This window comes from Streptomyces sp. NPDC005181, from assembly GCF_040608395.1.
Classification (GTDB): Bacteria; Actinomycetota; Actinomycetes; order Streptomycetales; family Streptomycetaceae; genus Streptomyces.
In genome coordinates, this window is the sequence record NZ_JBEXID010000067.1 from 23,683 (window position 1) to 38,616 (window position 14,934).

Genomic DNA, 14,934 nt, shown 5'->3' on the forward strand with positions numbered 1-14,934 from the left:
GGTGGGGATCCCCGCCCGGACCGGTTCCCGAGCCCGTACGCGAAGAAGTCTGCTCTGCCCACCGGCGCGGATGACGTGCACAGCGCACGCATGGTCCGCGCCGGTCGGGTGCCCGCACGGGGCCCGCGTTGCGCGACGGGGCGTCGCGCGGCACGGTCGAAGAACCCGAGGCAAGGAGACCACAGTCATGCCCATCGCGACGGTCAACCCCGCGAACGGCGAGACCCTCAAGACGTTCGAGGCGCTGGGGGCGGCGGAGATCGAGCAACGGCTCGCGACCGCGGACAGCACCTTCCGGGAGTACCGCACCACCGCGTTCGGTGAGCGGGCCCGGCTGCTGAACCGGGCCGCCGACCTCCTCGACGAGGACCAGCAGGACATCGCCCGCACCATGACCACGGAAATGGGCAAGCCCATCAAGGCGGCCCACGCGGAGGCCGCGAAATGCGCGAAGGCCATGCGCTGGTACGCGGCCAACGCCGAGGGACTTCTTGCGGACGAGCACCCGCCGGCCGACGACGTGCGCGACGCCGGAGCCTCCCGGGCCTACGTCCACTACCGTCCGCTGGGCCCGGTCCTGGCCGTGATGCCGTGGAACTTCCCGCTGTGGCAGGTCGTGCGGTTCGCCGCCCCCGCGCTCATGGCGGGCAACGTCGGCCTGCTCAAGCACGCGTCGAACGTCCCGCAGACCGCGATGTACCTGGAGGGCCTGTTCCGCCGGGCAGGCTTTCCGCCGGGCTGCTTCCAGACGCTGCTGGTGGGAGCGGGAGCGGTCGAGTCGATCCTGCGTGACCCCCGCGTCGTCGCCGCCACCCTCACCGGCAGTGAGCCGGCCGGCCGCTCGGTCGCGTCGATCGCGGGTGACGAGGTCAAGCACACTGTGCTGGAGCTGGGCGGCAGCGACCCGTTTCTCGTCCTGCCGTCGGCCGACATCCCGCGGGCCGCCCGTACGGCGGTGACCGCCCGGGTGCAGAACAACGGGCAGTCCTGCATCGCCGCCAAGCGATTCATCGTGCACACCGATGTGTACGACGAGTTCGCCGAGCGGTTCACCGCGGGCATGTGCGATCTGACGGTCGGTGACCCGCAGCAGGAGACGACCGACGTGGGCCCTCTCTCCAGCGAACAGGGCCGCGCAGACCTGGAGGAGCTGGTGGACGACGCCGTACGCAAGGGCGCGACCGCGCTGTGCGGCGGCAGCCGGCCCACCGGCCTGGGCGCGGAGCTGGAGCGCGGCTGGTTCTACACCCCCACCGTCCTCACCGGGATCACCCCCGCCATGCGGATCCACCGCGAGGAGACGTTCGGCCCGGTCGCCACGCTGTACCGCGTCGAGAACCTGGACGAAGCCGTGACCCTCGCGAACGACAGCCCGTTCGGCCTCAGCTCCAACGTATGGACGCGCGACGCCGACGAGAGCCGTCAGTGTGTGCGAGACCTGCAGGCCGGCAGTGTCTTCTTCAACGGCATGACCGCCTCCCATCCCGCACTGCCGTTCGGCGGGGTGAAGCGCTCCGGTTACGGGCGGGAGCTGGCCGGTCACGGCATCCGCGAATTCTGCAATGCCACGACGGTCTGGTACGGCCCCGAGCCGGTGGGGTAGCGGCTCCACGTAGCCGCTACGCCACAGCGGGTTCCGCCCTGCGGTGACGAGGCTCAGCGGCCGACTGCCTTGGCCAGCTGGGCCTTTGTCATGGTCGAGCGTCCCTTGACGTTCTTCCTTCGGGCCTCTTCGTAGAGCTGGTCGCGGGTGGGCTCTTCGGCTCCGCTGTGGGAGCGCAGCTCGGCGCGCCGCAGGGACGAGAGGTCGTGGATCAATGCACGGCTCGCGGTTCTCGTCTCATCGGAGCGGGCGCGCTCCTTGTTCACCGTGCGCGCCGCGATCTCCTCTGCCCGCTCCTCGCTCACTCCGAGTTCTTGCGCGCTCTCCTTGATGTGCTCGTACTGCCGCTCGCGCCTGGGACTGGATCCGCGTGGCATGGTGCGGTCACTTCCTCTCCGTGGCCTCCGTGGCCTCCGTGCCCGACGAGGGACGGTCCGGCGTGCACTCCCCAGTGTCCCAGCGGCTCCCGGGGCCCGCATCGGATCGCCTCCGTACTGTGAAGAAACACGTGGCGAGCGTCAGCGCGGTCAGGTCCGGCCGACGGCGCACCGGATGCGACGGGTCCGGCCGCTCCCGGCAGGGGCGCGACCCACTCCTGCGCAGAGCGAGCGATTCGATGCGATTCCACGTGATTCGGTGGGTCAATTCATACCGTTTGATCCTAATATGGGCGAGCTGATCGGTTCCGGAGTCCGGAGGTATGCGCGATGTCCACCCTCACCGTGTGGAAGTTCCAGTCCGCCGAGGGCGCGGAGGACGTGGAGAGCACGCTGAAGTCCCTCCAGAAGGAGGGGCTGATCAAGATCCTCGACGCCGCCGTGGTCAGCTGGCCGACCGGCAAGGCGAAGCCGAGAACAAAGCAGTTGCTCAACCTGGTCGGCGCCGGCGCCCTGAGCGGCACGTTCTGGGGGATGCTCTTCGGGCTGATCTTCCTCATGCCGCTGCTGGGCGCTGCCATCGGCGCGGCGGCCGGGGCGCTGGGCGGCAAGCTGGCTGACGTCGGCATCGACGACGACTTCATCGCCGAGGTCAAGAAGCAGGTGACGCCCGGGACTTCGGCCTTGTTCCTGCTCACCACGAACGAGGTGCCCGACCGGATCAGCGACGCGCTCCCCGGCGGCGGCGCCGAGCTTCTCCACAGCAACCTGGACACCCTCAGCGAGGCTCGGCTCCGCGAGATCTTCGGCGAAGACGCCGAGTGATCCGGTGTATTCCGCCCGTCCAGTCGTATCCCCTTGACTCTCTTTCCCGAGCAGACCCGGAGTGTCCGTGAACCAGCCCAGCCCTCTGCGGCGCGCCCTCGGCGGCCGCACAGCCCGCCGTCTGACCACCGCCGTGCTGGCCGCGGTGATCGTGACGGGCGCCGCCGCCTGCAACTCCGGTGCCCCGTCGCCGGGAACGGCCAGGAGCACCCGCACGGTGTCGCCGGAGCCGCACGAGTCGCCGTCCGCGAGCGCCTCGCCGCGCACCCAAGGAGACTTCGAGGCCTCGGTCTCCGCCGAGCTCGAGCGCAGCCGGCAGAAGGCCGCCAAGCAGCTCGAAGGGGTCCAGGGGCAGGGCAACGCGATCAAGGACGTCTCGGTGAACGGGCTGCCGATCGCGACCGGCGAGGAGTTCCGCAGTGCTCTGGTCCGCGTCACCAACCCCACCGACAAGGCCTCCTTCTACGCCGTCCGGGTGGAGTTCGTCGACGCGTCGGGGAAGGTGCTCGACTCGGTGGTGCTCGGCTTCCCGGACGCCCCGCCCGGCCGGACGGTCAGCGAACACGCGAACAGCCGTAAGGCGGCCGGAGTCAAGACGTTCCCCCGGATCGCCCAAGCCGAGCGCGGCTGACGACCGGGGGCGAGGTGAGCTCCGCGGCCGGTGCGGTGACGGATGCGCTGCGTGAACTGCGTACCCGGTTCGCCGGCGTGCGTGACGGCGAACAGGCCGACTACATCCCGCAACTGGCCATGGCCGACCCGGAGGCCTTCGGGCTGGCCCTGATCAGCATGGACGGCCATCGCTACAGCACGGGCGAGGCCGACGTCCCGTTCACCATGCAGTCCGTGTCGAAACCCTTCGTCTATGCCCTCGCGCTGTCCGAGCTGGGACTCGACGGCGTGTCGCGGTGGGTGAACGCCGAGCCGAGCGGCGAGGCCTACAACGCCATCAGCCTGGAACCCGGTACCGGCCGACCGGACAACGCGATGGTCAACGCCGGTGCGATCGTCACCACCGCGCTGATCCCCGACACCCCCGACGCCCCGAGGTTCGACCGCATCCTCGACTGTCTGGGCCGGTTCGCCGGGCGGCAGCTGGACGTCGACGAGGCGGTGTACGCCTCCGAGGTTGCCACCGGCGACCGCAACCGCGCCCTCGCCTATCTGATCCGCAGTGCGGGTCCGCTGCCGGTCGACCCGGTGGGAGCCGTGGAGACGTACTTTCGGCAGTGTGCGGTACGCGTCACCACGCTGGATCTCGCCGCCATGGCCGCGACCCTCGCGAACGGCGGTGTGAACCCGCTCAGCGGTGACGTGGTCGTCGAGGAGCCGGTCGCCGCGCAGGTGCTCGCCGTGATGGCGACCTGCGGCATGTACGACACGTCGGGCGACTGGCTGCTGAGGGTGGGGCTGCCCGCCAAGAGCGGGGTGTCCGGCGGCCTGATCGCCGCGGGACCGGCCCGGTTCGGGCTGGCGGCCTACAGCCCGCTGCTGGATCCGACCGGCACATCGGTCCGCGGGCGCATCGCGCTGGGGGCGCTGTCGGAACGACTCGGCCTGCATCTGATGCACAACCCGGCGCTCGCCGCCTCGACCGTCACCCTGGTCACCACCGCCGACGATCTGCCGTCCGCCCCGACGGGGGAGGACGAACGCGCCCTGCGGGAACGGGTGGCGGTCGTCGCCGCGCAGGGCGCTCTCGACTTCACCGCGGCGGAACGCGTGCTGTACGCGCTCGACGAGTCCGGGCCGGAGGAGACCGCGTCCGTGGTGCTGGACCTGCGGCAGGTGACCGGTATCGACACGGTGGCCAGGTCGATGCTGCGCGCCGGACTGGCCCGGCTCGCGGAGGGCGGCCGGCGCACAGCCGTGGTCGATCCGGCCGGCCACCTGGGGGTGACGGGCGGCGACCCGACAGCCCCCCGGCGCTTCACCTCCCGCGAGGAGGCCGTCGAGCGCGCTGCTCGGGACGCGGGCCGCCCGACGGCCTGACGGCACGGGACCGCGCTGCTACCAGATGGCCTCGACCCACTCGGGGTGGTCGATGAACGGGTTCCTGTTGTGCTGGTACTGGTCGAATATGACGTCGTTGCGCCGCTTCTCGAACGTGTCCGGCGGGTCCTCCTGGCTCCACTGCTTCAGTACGGAGACCCTGCCGATGTTAGGCGCGGAGCCGTTGTTGACCTGGTCGTTCGGCTCGAGGTCGGCGAAGGCGTCGTCGCCCTCGTACCGCACCGCCATGTAGAGGATCATGCGGGCGACGTCGCCCTTGACCGCGTCGCGCGGTTCGAAGGAGTCGCTGTCCGTGTAGTTGCCGGCTGCCCCGGTCACCGCGGTGCCGCCGCTGTCGAAGTCCTTGTTGCCCCGGATGGAGTTGACCGTGACGTCCTCCGGGCGCAGGTGGTGGATGTCGGTGCCGGGCCCGGTGGTGGTCCCGAAGTCGCCGTGCGACTTCGCCCAGACGTGCTCGCGGTTCCACTGGCCGACCGCGCCGCCGTTGTCGCTCTTGGGCTCGGAGCGCCCGGTGTAGAGGAGGATCACGTTCGAGGAGTTGGCTGGGTCCTGGTCGGTGTTCTTGAGCGCGTCCCAGACCTGGCTGTACGAGATCTTCGTCTGCACGCTGATGATCGAGTGGAGGGCGCTCTTGAGCTGCGTTCCGGTCTCGCCGAGCGCGTTCTGATAGTACGTGTCGTCGAGCGAGGCGAGCGGCGTCGCGGCCACCGGCGAGGTCCGGGGAGCGGTCGGCGCGGCGGGTGCGGCGGCCGCGGTGCCGGCGAGTACCGCGAAGGCGGCAAGGGTGGCCAGCAGCGGGCGCCGGTAATGAAGGTGACGACGGGACATGTGGGGTGTCCTCTCCGGAAAAGCAGGCACCGCGGCGCCGTCACGGGGTGGGGGCGGTGCCGCGGTGTTCGTGTGTGGTGCGTGGTCAGCGGGAGCCTTCCACACGCACGGTGACCGACGTGTGAACGCTGTGTACCTATCATGTGCAGGTCAATTGGGTCCTCGGATGCGGTCCTGGAGCCGCAGGGTGAGAATTGCGGCAAGGACGAGGAGGCGGCATGAGCGAAGAGCCCGAATCCGTACCCGTATCTGCTCGGGGCGTGACCCCGGACAGCCTCTTGCACACCGGCGGGAGCGACGATCCGTCGGCCGAGGATCTGGTGCTCGCCTCCGGGCGGGACCTGACTCCGCAGAATCTCGAGTGGGCGCAGCGCCGACTGGCACGAGAGGGCCGGGCGGCGATGGAGAAGCAGCTGCCGTAGGCGGCCGGCACGGCGGGGAGTGTGTGGGCGCTCCCCGCTGCTCGGCTAGCCTGAATGCACAATGAACCGTTTGACGACGTCACAGGGCGGGTTCGACCTCGCCCGCTTTCCCGAGCACCCGCGCGACCCGTTTCGCGCCTGGGACGCTGCCGACGAATATCTGCTGCGGCAGCTGGAGGGGATCGACGGAGCCGAGCCGACCGACCTGTCCGGCGCCGTGGTCGTGGTGGGCGACCGCTGGGGTGCGCTGACCACCGTGCTGGCCGGACACCGCCCTGTACAGATCACCGACTCGTACCTCGCGCAGCGCGCAACCGTGGCAAACCTCGCCCGCAACGGTGACGACCCGGACGCCGTACGTCTGCTGTCGGCCAGGGACACACCGCCGGAGCGGATCGACGTCCTTCTCGTACGCGTCCCGAAGAGCCTGGCGCTCCTGGAGGACCAGCTGCACCGGCTCGCCCCTGCCGTGCACGCCGGCACCGTCGTCATCGGTACCGGCATGGTGAAGGAGATCCACACCTCCACCCTCAAACTGTTCGAGCGGATCATCGGCCCGACGCGCACCTCTCTCGCGGTCAAGAAGGCCCGACTGATCTTCTGTACTCCCGACCCGGCCCTGGCCCGCACGCCCAGCCCGTGGCCGCACCGCTACGACCTGCCCGACGGCATCGGCGCCGTCTCCGGCCGGACGGTCGTCAATCACGCCGGGATCTTCTGCGCCGAGCGCCTCGACATCGGCACCCGCTTCTTCCTGAACCATCTGCCCGAGCGCAGCGGCCGGGACCGCATCGTCGACCTGGGCTGCGGAAACGGGGTCGTCGGCACCTCCGCCGCGCTCGCCAACCCCGAAGCGGCGGTCACCTTCATCGACGAGTCGTATCTGGCGGTGGCGTCCGCCGAGGCGACGTTCCGGGCCAACCTCGGCGCGGAGGCCGAGGCCGACTTCCTGGTCGGCGACGGGATGGTGGGCGTACCGCCGGGCAGTGTCGACCTGGTGCTCAACAACCCGCCGTTCCACTCGCACCAGGCGATCACCGACGCCACGGCCCGGACCATGTTCCAGGGGGCGCGCGCCGCGCTGCGGCAAGGCGGCGAGCTGTGGGTCGTCGGCAACCGGCATCTCGGGTACCACACCCAACTGCGCCGCACCTTCGGCAACTGCACCACCGTCGCCGGTGACCCCAAGTTCGTCGTGCTGCGCGCCGTCAAGCGCTGACCGGCAGCCGCGGCCTCATGGCCCTTCCGGATTCTTGCAACACGTTCTACTGTGTGCGCCGCCGCACACGGGCGACGCGACCGCGAGACTCCTGGAGGGGCCGTGCACCTCGAATACACGCCTGAGCAACAGCAGTTGCGCGCCGAGCTGCGCACGTACTTCGCCGGGCTCGTCCCCGACAACGCCTACGCCAGGTACGGCGACCCCGCCGCCCAGAAACGCTTCTACCGCGAGACGATCCGCCGCCTCGGCGCCGACGGCTGGCTCGGCGTCGGCTGGCCGGCCCAGTACGGCGGACGCGGCCTGTCCCCGATGGAACAGTTCATCTTCTTCGACGAGGCCGCCCAGGCAGGCGTACCGCTGCCACTGATGGCCCTCAACACCGTCGGCCCGACGATCATGCAGTTCGGCACGGACGAACAGAAGGCATACTTCCTGCCGAAGATCCTGGCCGGCGAGATCGACTTCGCGATCGGGTACAGCGAACCGGACGCGGGCACCGACCTGGCCGCCCTCAAGACCCGGGCCGTACGCGACGGCGACGAGACCACCGGCCACTACACGGTCAACGGTCAGAAGATCTGGACGACCAACGGCGACACCGCCGACTGGGTCTGGCTCGCCGTTCGCACCGACCCCGACGCCCCGCCCCACAAGGGCATCACCATGCTGCTCGTCCCGACCACCGACCCCGGCTACTCCTGCACCCTGATCAACACCCTCGCCTCGCACGACACGACCGCCAGCTACTACGAGAACATCCGTGTCCCCGTCTCCCGCCGCGTCGGCGACGAGAACAAGGGGTGGCGGCTCATCACCAACCAGCTCAACCACGAACGCGTCACCCTCGCCGCCCACGGCACCATGGCCATCCGCGCCCTCCACAACGTGCAGCGCTGGGCCACCGACACCAAGCTCGCCGACGGGCGCCGGGTCATCGACCTCGGCTGGGTCCGTACCCGACTCGCCCGCACCCACACCCGGCTCGACGCCATGAAACTCCTCAACTGGCGGATGGTCTCCGCCGTCCAGGAAGGCGCCCTCGCCCCGCAGGACGCCTCTGCCGTCAAGGTCTACGGCTCCGAGGCGCGCCGTGACGCCTACGCCTGGCTGATGGAGATCGTCGGCTCGGCCGGACCGCTCAAGGAGGGATCGGCCGGCGCCGTCCTGCACGGCGAACTCGAACGCGGCTACCGGTCCGCCGTCATCTTCACCTTCGGCGGCGGAAACAACGAGATCCAGCGGGAAATCATCTCGTGGATCGGCCTGGGGATGCCGCGCGTACGCCGCTGAGCGGTTGTGACGAGCAACTATAGTTGGCACAAAACACGGATGGTTGGCACCGTGATCGCTGAGCGGCTCCGACATGCGGCAAGGCAGCTGTCCTGTCGCATTGAAGCTGTCGGATTCTCACCGCTTCTCGTTCACGCTGGCGGATTCTCATTGCGTCGCGGTCGGAGCGACGACGTTTGCCCCGTACGTGGGGTTTGATCTCATTTTCCTGGTCCGGTTCTCGCGGTACCTGTCACGGTCGTTTCGGCAGGTACGCGGAGCCGGGGGTGGCGATGGATCTGGGTCTGGTCGATGTCGAGTGGGCTGACGGCGAGGGCGGCGGGCTGCGGAAGTCCGTGCTGGAGGCGGTGTCCCGGGTTCGGTTCGAGTCGGTGCTTCCGGTGCGACGGTTCACGTCGTACCGCGGGCAGCGGCATTTCACGGGCTGGTACTGGGCGGCTACGACGGAGTCGCTGGTGGGGTTCGAGTCGTGGCTGGAGCGGGACCGGGCCATGCTCCTCGATCATGACCGGAGGGTGGTGGGGCTGGCCTCGCAGCCGTTCCGGGTGACGTGGCAGGGGGAGAAGCGCCGGATCTCGCATACGCCGGACTACTTCGCACGTCTGGAGGACGGCTCGGGCCTGGTCGTCGATGTCCGGCCGGCGGACCGGGTCGGCCCGGAGGACGCGGTGAAGTTCTCGGCGACTGAGGAGATGTGCCAGGGAATGGGCTGCTGGTCCTTCGCGCTGGTGCACGAGCCCGATCCGGTGGAGATGGCCAACGTCCGCTGGCTGGCTGGCTATCGGCATCCACGCAACCGGGTGGGCGACGTGGCGAATCGACTCATGGACGCCTTCGACGACCCGCGGTTACTCATGGACGGTGCCGAGGCAGTGGGGGGCCTGTTGTCCGTCCTGCCGACGCTCTACCACCTGCTGTGGTGCGGTGACCTGCGTCTTGACCTGGCGGTGCCGCTGGGAGACGGCTCCGTGATCGGTCGCGCGGCGGTGAGTCATGGCTGAACTGGCACCACGCGGGGTTCTGCGAGTCGGGGACCGGATCCGGTTCGAGGGCCGGAACCAACAGGTCATCGGACTGGAGGGAATGGCCTTGCGGCTGCTCAGCGACGAGGGCGACACCAGTGTCATGGCTGCTGGCTATGTGATGGCGGCCGCCGATTTCGAGGTGCTGGACCGGGGGCCGGAGGCGGTCCCGGAACGTGTCCTGCCGCCGTTCGCGTTGGTGGACGCGTTGCCGCCGTCGGCCGTCGAGCAGGCGCGGTTCTGGGAACAGCACGTGGTGGAAGTGATCACCGGGCTACCCCCGGACGCCCCGGAGGGCACGTCTCCTCGACCCGAGTACGACCCGGCCTGGCGGACGCTGATGGAGCGAGAGGCTGCGAAGGTCGCCGAGCTGGCGGCCGGCGGGCAGCAGATCAGCAAGCGGACCTTTCTGCGGATGCGGCAGCGATACGAGGCCGAGGGGTTGTGGGGACTGGTGGACGGCCGGTCCCGCAAACCACCGGCCCCGGTCCCCGGCACTGGAAGGACGGACGAACGCGTCGTCGAGGCGGTCACCGAGGCACTGGCCGGGCAGACGGACCTTTCGACAGGCGACCGCAAGCGGCTCATGCTGCAGGCCGAGCAGATCCTCGCCGCGAGGCACGGCGAGGAAGCGGTGAAGCTCCTGCCGACGCGGGCTACCTTCTACCGGCTGGTGAACAGCCTCGCCAAGAACAATGCGTCCTTTGGGCCGGCCACGGTCCGCCGTCAGCGGGCTCTTCGGCCCGTGGGGCCGTTCACCCCGTCCATGGCTGCCCGCCCCGGAGAGATCGTGCAGATCGACTCCACGCGGCTGGACGTGATGGCGGTGCTGGACGACGGAGTCGTGGCCCGCCCGGAACTGACGATCGCGGTCGATGTCACGACGCGCACGATCTGCGCGGCCCTGCTCAGGCCCGCGGGCACGAAAGGCGTCGACGCCGCGGTGCTGCTGGCGAGGATGCTGGTTCCCGAGCCGATGCGGCCGGGCTGGAGCCAGACCCTGGCGATGTCGGACTCGATCCTCCCGCACCAGCGGCTCACGGCGGTGGATGCGCGGTTGGAGAAAGCAGCGGCCAAGCCGGTCATCGTCCCGGACACCATCGTGATCGACCACGGCAAGGTGTTCGTCTCCGACACCTTCTCCTCCGCCTGCTCGCTGCTGGGGATCTCGCTGCAGCTCGCCCGACCAAGGACCCCGACGGACAAGGCGATCGTGGAGAGGACGTTCGCGTCGATCAACTCGCTGTTCTGCCAGTACGTCGCCGGCTACACCGGCTCCGATGTCACCCGTCGCGGCAGCGACCCGGCCTCCGAGGCGGTCTGGACCCTCGCCCAGCTCCAAGACCTCCTGGACGAGTGGATCATCTGCTGGCAGCAGCGTCCGCACGAGGGCCTGCGCAACCCCTATATGGCGGGGCAGACGCTGTCGCCGAACGAGACCTACGCCATCGCCGTCGCCCGGGCCGGATACTTGCCGGTCGCTCTGTCGGCGGAGGACTACATCGAACTGCTGCCCGCGGTCTGGAGGGCCATCAACGACTACGGCATCAAGGTCAACTACCGCACCTACGACAGCCCCGAACTCAACCGGCTTCGGCGCCAGCCGTCCGGGGTGACGAGCAAGCAGGATTTGTGGGAGGTCCACTACGACCCCTACGACGTCTCCCGCGTCTGGGTACGGCGAAGCGACAGCCGCCGGTGGATCGAAGCCCCGTGGACCCATCTGCCCATGGTCCGGGCCCCCTTCGCCGACTTCACCTGGCGTCACGCACGCCAGCTTCTCGCCGACCAAGGCCGCGACGACACCAGCGAGACCGCCGTCGCCCAGGTTCTGGCCAAGCTGTTGCGCAGGGCGGGGAAGCCGCCGGCCGGATCGGAACAGGTCATGGCCCGCACCCGGGCAGTCCTTGAAGCACCCGCACGGCCCGCACTCCCGCCCGCCCGGTCTGCCGATGCGGACGACAACGAGAACGAAGAGCCGGAGGAGGCGCCGGTCACCCCGTTCGGCGTCTTCAACCCCCTGGAAGAGGAAGGGAATCCGCTGTGGTGACTCCGCCCGACGCCCATGACGACGAGCACAACCCGCTGACCACCAAGGACGGCTGGCGAAAGTTCGTCGACGACGCCCCGGTCTGCCCGCCGATGCTCTCGCTCCGGGCCTTCAAGACCCTGCCCGAGGAGAAACGGCTCGCCTACAACGAGCCCCGGCTGGACTACCACTCCCGGCTCGTGATCGTGGCCACCCCCACCGTCCGCAACGTGTTCACCACCGGACGGCGCCTGGTCCTGCTCAACCGGCACCAGATCTCCGGCCGCCGCGGGCTGATCGTCACCGGCCAGGCCGGGACCGGCAAGACAACCGCCATTGCCCAGCTCGGCCGCAACCATGAACTCCTGGTTCGCAAACGGCTCGGGCCGGCCGCCGCGGGGCGACTGCCGGTCGTCTACGTCACGGTCCCGCCCCGAGCCACCCCGAAGATGCTCGCCATCGAGTTCGCCCGGTTCCTCGGCCTCCCGGTCGTCCGGCAAGAAACCCAGACGTCCATCACCAACGCCGTCTGCGACCTGCTGATCAAAATGCGCGTCGAACTCGCACTGGTCGACGAAATCCACAACCTCAACATCGCGACCCAGGCCGGGGCCGAAGCTTCCGACCAGCTCAAATACCTGTCCGAACGCATCCCCGCCACCTTCGTACTCGCCGGCATCGATGTCGCCGCAAGCGGTCTGTTCAGCGGCATCCGAGGCCGGCAAATCGCTGGCCGATACACCGTCACCGACACCGAACCGTTCGCCTACGGCACCACCGCACAGCGGCAGAACTGGCGGAACCTGGTCGCCTCGCTCGAAGATGCCCTGCGACTCCACCGGCACAAGCCCGGCAGCCTGGTCAAACTCGACGGCTACCTCCACGAACGCACCGACGGCGCAATCGGCAGCCTCTCCCAACTCGTCCGCGGCGCCGCCCTTGAGGCCATCATCAACGGCTGCGAGGCCATCACCCGCAAAACTCTGGAGACCATCGAGGTCGATCAGACCGCCGAGGACGCCCGCCAGGAATACCGCCGCAACCGGCGGCCCCGCCGCCGGAGGCCGGATGCCGACGCAGCCTGACCGGCTCCGCCAGCTGCCCATCGCTCTCAGGCCCGTCCACAACGAGACCCTCGGGTCCTATCTCCACCGCCTGGCCGTCGCCAACAACCGTCCCGCGGGCGTCATCGCCCGCCTCCTGGGCCCGCTGCCGCCAGAGTTCTCCCCGCTCAGCAACACCACGGCCGGCTGGGATCCCCACTCACCCGGCCGTCTGGCCATACTCTCCGGGCGCCCAACGCCCCAGCTCGCCTGGGCCCTGCCCGCACTCGCCGACTTCCTCAGCCCCCGGCGTCCCGAGCAGCGAACGGAACGGCTGATCAGCCGCCCTTGCCGCTGCTGCACAGCTCGCCGCAGCCCCGCCGCTTCCGTGGTCATCACCCTTTCGCCCGCCCACGTCCACCTCTGCCAGCGGCATCAGCTCTGGACCCGCTCCACTCACGACATCCCGCTCGTCTCCTTGCCGGAAGTCATCGAGGCCCAGCGTCGGCTCGACCACCTCGTCCGTCGTCACCGTCAGATCAGACAAGCCCTCGATCTGGCGCGGAAGATCGTCGAAGACTGGTCCGCCTCCGGAATGCCGATCGACCTCGGGAAAGAGTGGACCGATCGACTCGATCGAATCGAAGCTCTCGCCATCAGCAAGAAGGTCTCAGCCGACGACCGCAGTCACCTCGCGGCGTTCCCCGAGATCGTGGTGCTGACGCACCTGATCCTCGATCCGCCCACAGCCGCCCTCGACCCCAAGGAGCTCTACTTGGCTACGACCGCCGAGCTGAGCCGACGATTCGCCCGGATCTACACCACCCTCGGAACCCAGGACCCCCTCTACAGGCAGCTCTGCCTCTACCGCGAACGAGACTCTCCCGGGTGGACAACGGGATAGGTTTCGGGCCGTGGACAGCACTGAGATCACGATCAAGCTCACCTCCGACGAAGCGCTCGTCCTCTCGGACTGGTTGGAGCGAGTTCAGTTGACGGATCTCAGCCGTCTGGTCGACGATCCGGCCGTATGGGCCCCGATCCACAAGATCGCGGGAACGTTGGACAAGGCACTTCCCGGAATCTTCGCCGCTGACTACGCGGAGCGTCTGGATGCAGCACGGCATCGTCTCAGGGAGACCACGGGCAGCTTCACCGAAGAGCAAGACGGCTGACCTGCACACGCCTCCGTGAAAGCCATCCCGTTGAGAACACCAAAGTCTCGGCGTTCTTCAGCAACAACGCGTACTCATCGCGCCTCACGCGTCGGCGCTGAGCGGGAACATGACGCTCAACCTTGGCAGCCTGCGAGCCGCCTCGTCTTCATCCCGAACATTCCAGCGCTTCCCGGCCAAGCCCTGGCTGACCGCGTGCTCACCCCGCCGGGTCTCCACAGCCGCATAGAAAGTATCCCCGCACTCGTCGGGATCCCCGGTCGCAAGCCCATGGGCTTCCAATGCCACATAGTCGAGCAATTCCCACCCGGGCCAGTCATCACCCCAGGTCCTCCAAGTTCGCCCCGCCAGGCGCAGGACCTCAGGAGTGTCAGCCAGAGCATCAGGGTCGAGCACGGCTCGCCCGAAGGCGTCTTTACCCAGCCCGACCATCCAGAGACCGAAGTAGCAGAAGTCGTCATCCGAACACCGGCCGCCGAAGATCCGCTCCGCGGCAGCCACCAGCTCCCAGGTGAAAGCCTGACGGGTTACCTGGTCCAGGCACATCTGGAACTCAACGATCTCCGCCAGCGGCCTGCGCGACAAATCAGAACGAAGCCATGCAAGTCGCGCATCCCTGCCGTCTGCCTGTCGGCGACACGTCTCTACAAGTTCCCAGAACTTCTCAAGGTTCACGAAGAGCACCCTTCCAGGCGCCACTGACAACGGACGGGCCACCTGGCGCCATCACCACTTCCGCGAAAGCCAGACCGTTTGAGATCGTCACCGGCCAGCAGTCCCAGAACATCTGGCACCTATGCAAGTCAGCGTCACGTCAACTGCCGCCTGTGGTGCGACAGGACAGCAGCGCCAGTCCGTGAACGGTCGGTTCCGGATGGCCTCGTCCACCGGGATCTTCAGGGCCCCCTGGTCACAGTGTGGCCAGGCTTTTTAGCACAAAAGCAGGCTAGTGTTCTGCGCCGGGAATTCGATCAAGATATGAAGCGAGGTGTTGAAGGATCTCGTCGGCGTCCTTCGTCCAGACGAAGGGCTTCGGGTTGTCGTTCCACTGGGCGGTCCAGGCTCGGATGTCCCGTTCCAGGGCC

The 14,934-nt window shown here is 68.7% G+C and carries 15 protein-coding genes and 1 pseudogene; 12 read left to right on the plus strand and 4 right to left on the minus strand.

The features are described 5' to 3' along the window. Positions 1-187: 187 nt before the first annotated feature. The gene (locus ABZV38_RS30110; protein ID WP_356331600.1) at positions 188-1,603 is read left to right on the plus strand and encodes an NADP-dependent succinic semialdehyde dehydrogenase; all 1,416 of its coding nucleotides are present in this window, start codon (positions 188-190) and stop codon (positions 1,601-1,603) included. 53 nt (positions 1,604-1,656) lie between these two features. Here ABZV38_RS30110 and ABZV38_RS30115 read toward each other — a convergent pair whose 3' ends face one another. After that, a complete protein-coding gene (locus ABZV38_RS30115) occupies positions 1,657-1,980 on the minus strand; it encodes a plasmid stabilization protein (protein WP_356331601.1) in 324 nt (107 codons plus the stop codon). Between the two features lie 330 nt (positions 1,981-2,310). Between ABZV38_RS30115 and ABZV38_RS30120 the strand changes: the two genes are divergently transcribed. The 3 genes from ABZV38_RS30120 to glsA all read left to right on the plus strand — a co-directional run bounded on the left by ABZV38_RS30120 (position 2,311) and on the right by glsA (position 4,797). Then, on the plus strand, positions 2,311-2,805 hold the full coding sequence (locus ABZV38_RS30120) for a DUF1269 domain-containing protein (protein WP_356331602.1): 495 nt from the start codon (positions 2,311-2,313) through the stop codon (positions 2,803-2,805). A 67-nt stretch (positions 2,806-2,872) separates the two neighbouring features. Further along, the gene (locus ABZV38_RS30125; protein WP_356331603.1) at positions 2,873-3,436 is read left to right on the plus strand and encodes a hypothetical protein; all 564 of its coding nucleotides are present in this window, start codon (positions 2,873-2,875) and stop codon (positions 3,434-3,436) included. 14 nt (positions 3,437-3,450) lie between these two features. Further along, positions 3,451-4,797 (plus strand): glutaminase A, encoded by a 1,347-nt coding sequence (gene glsA / locus ABZV38_RS30130; RefSeq protein WP_356331604.1) that lies wholly within the window; start codon positions 3,451-3,453, stop codon positions 4,795-4,797. A gap of 18 nt (positions 4,798-4,815) precedes the next feature. On the opposite strand, the gene ABZV38_RS30135 is transcribed toward glsA, so the two are convergent. Next, positions 4,816-5,646 carry an endonuclease gene (locus ABZV38_RS30135; RefSeq protein ID WP_356331606.1) on the minus strand — a complete coding sequence of 277 codons (831 nt, stop codon included), beginning with the start codon at positions 5,644-5,646 and terminating at the stop codon, positions 4,816-4,818. 218 nt (positions 5,647-5,864) lie between these two features. Here ABZV38_RS30135 and ABZV38_RS30140 point away from each other — a divergent pair, with 218 nt between their 5' ends. From ABZV38_RS30140 to ABZV38_RS30175, 8 genes are all read left to right on the plus strand, one after another. After that, positions 5,865-6,068: a hypothetical protein gene (locus tag ABZV38_RS30140; RefSeq protein ID WP_356331607.1), complete on the plus strand. Its 204-nt coding sequence runs from the start codon at positions 5,865-5,867 to the stop codon at positions 6,066-6,068. Between the two features lie 61 nt (positions 6,069-6,129). Next, entirely contained in the window at positions 6,130-7,287 is a 1,158-nt protein-coding gene (locus tag ABZV38_RS30145) for a methyltransferase (RefSeq protein WP_356331608.1), read from the plus strand. Positions 7,288-7,389: 102 nt separating this feature from the next. After that, entirely contained in the window at positions 7,390-8,580 is a 1,191-nt protein-coding gene (locus ABZV38_RS30150) for an acyl-CoA dehydrogenase family protein (RefSeq protein ID WP_356331609.1), read from the plus strand. 272 nt (positions 8,581-8,852) lie between these two features. Continuing rightward, positions 8,853-9,581, plus strand: coding sequence for a TnsA-like heteromeric transposase endonuclease subunit (locus tag ABZV38_RS30155; RefSeq protein WP_356331615.1), 729 nt, complete (start codon positions 8,853-8,855; stop codon positions 9,579-9,581). Then, positions 9,574-11,652 carry a Mu transposase C-terminal domain-containing protein gene (locus ABZV38_RS30160; RefSeq protein WP_356331610.1) on the plus strand — a complete coding sequence of 693 codons (2,079 nt, stop codon included), beginning with the start codon at positions 9,574-9,576 and terminating at the stop codon, positions 11,650-11,652. The genes ABZV38_RS30155 and ABZV38_RS30160 overlap by 8 nt, the downstream gene beginning before the upstream one ends. Then, positions 11,646-12,716: an ATP-binding protein gene (locus tag ABZV38_RS30165; RefSeq protein ID WP_356331611.1), complete on the plus strand. Its 1,071-nt coding sequence runs from the start codon at positions 11,646-11,648 to the stop codon at positions 12,714-12,716. Before ABZV38_RS30160 ends, ABZV38_RS30165 begins: the two co-directional genes overlap by 7 nt. Continuing rightward, complete coding sequence (locus ABZV38_RS30170; protein WP_356331612.1) at positions 12,700-13,578, plus strand: TniQ family protein; 879 nt, start codon at positions 12,700-12,702, stop codon at positions 13,576-13,578. The genes ABZV38_RS30165 and ABZV38_RS30170 overlap by 17 nt, the downstream gene beginning before the upstream one ends. Positions 13,579-13,588: 10 nt before the next feature. Continuing rightward, positions 13,589-13,849: a hypothetical protein gene (locus tag ABZV38_RS30175; protein ID WP_356331613.1), complete on the plus strand. Its 261-nt coding sequence runs from the start codon at positions 13,589-13,591 to the stop codon at positions 13,847-13,849. 84 nt (positions 13,850-13,933) lie between these two features. On the opposite strand, the gene ABZV38_RS30180 is transcribed toward ABZV38_RS30175, so the two are convergent. Both ABZV38_RS30180 and ABZV38_RS30185 read right to left on the minus strand, forming a co-directional pair. Further along, complete coding sequence (locus tag ABZV38_RS30180) at positions 13,934-14,524, minus strand: DUF4240 domain-containing protein (protein ID WP_356331614.1); 591 nt, start codon at positions 14,522-14,524, stop codon at positions 13,934-13,936. Positions 14,525-14,795: 271 nt separating this feature from the next. After that, positions 14,796-14,934: pseudogene (locus tag ABZV38_RS30185) on the minus strand (IS630 family transposase); the annotation flags it as partial.

Excerpts from the sequence above, each read along its gene's own strand:
- ABZV38_RS30110 (WP_356331600.1), top strand. The coding sequence starts at position 188 with ATGCCCATCGCGACGGTCAACCCCGCGAACGGCGAGACCCTCAAGACG.
- ABZV38_RS30115 (WP_356331601.1), bottom strand. The coding sequence starts at position 1,980 with ATGCCACGCGGATCCAGTCCCAGGCGCGAGCGGCAGTACGAGCACATC.
- ABZV38_RS30120 (WP_356331602.1), top strand. The coding sequence starts at position 2,311 with ATGTCCACCCTCACCGTGTGGAAGTTCCAGTCCGCCGAGGGCGCGGAG.
- ABZV38_RS30135 (WP_356331606.1), bottom strand. The coding sequence starts at position 5,646 with ATGTCCCGTCGTCACCTTCATTACCGGCGCCCGCTGCTGGCCACCCTT.
- ABZV38_RS30140 (WP_356331607.1), top strand. The coding sequence starts at position 5,865 with ATGAGCGAAGAGCCCGAATCCGTACCCGTATCTGCTCGGGGCGTGACC.
- ABZV38_RS30145 (WP_356331608.1), top strand. The coding sequence starts at position 6,130 with ATGAACCGTTTGACGACGTCACAGGGCGGGTTCGACCTCGCCCGCTTT.
- ABZV38_RS30155 (WP_356331615.1), top strand. The coding sequence starts at position 8,853 with ATGGATCTGGGTCTGGTCGATGTCGAGTGGGCTGACGGCGAGGGCGGC.
- ABZV38_RS30160 (WP_356331610.1), top strand. The coding sequence starts at position 9,574 with ATGGCTGAACTGGCACCACGCGGGGTTCTGCGAGTCGGGGACCGGATC.
- ABZV38_RS30170 (WP_356331612.1), top strand. The coding sequence starts at position 12,700 with ATGCCGACGCAGCCTGACCGGCTCCGCCAGCTGCCCATCGCTCTCAGG.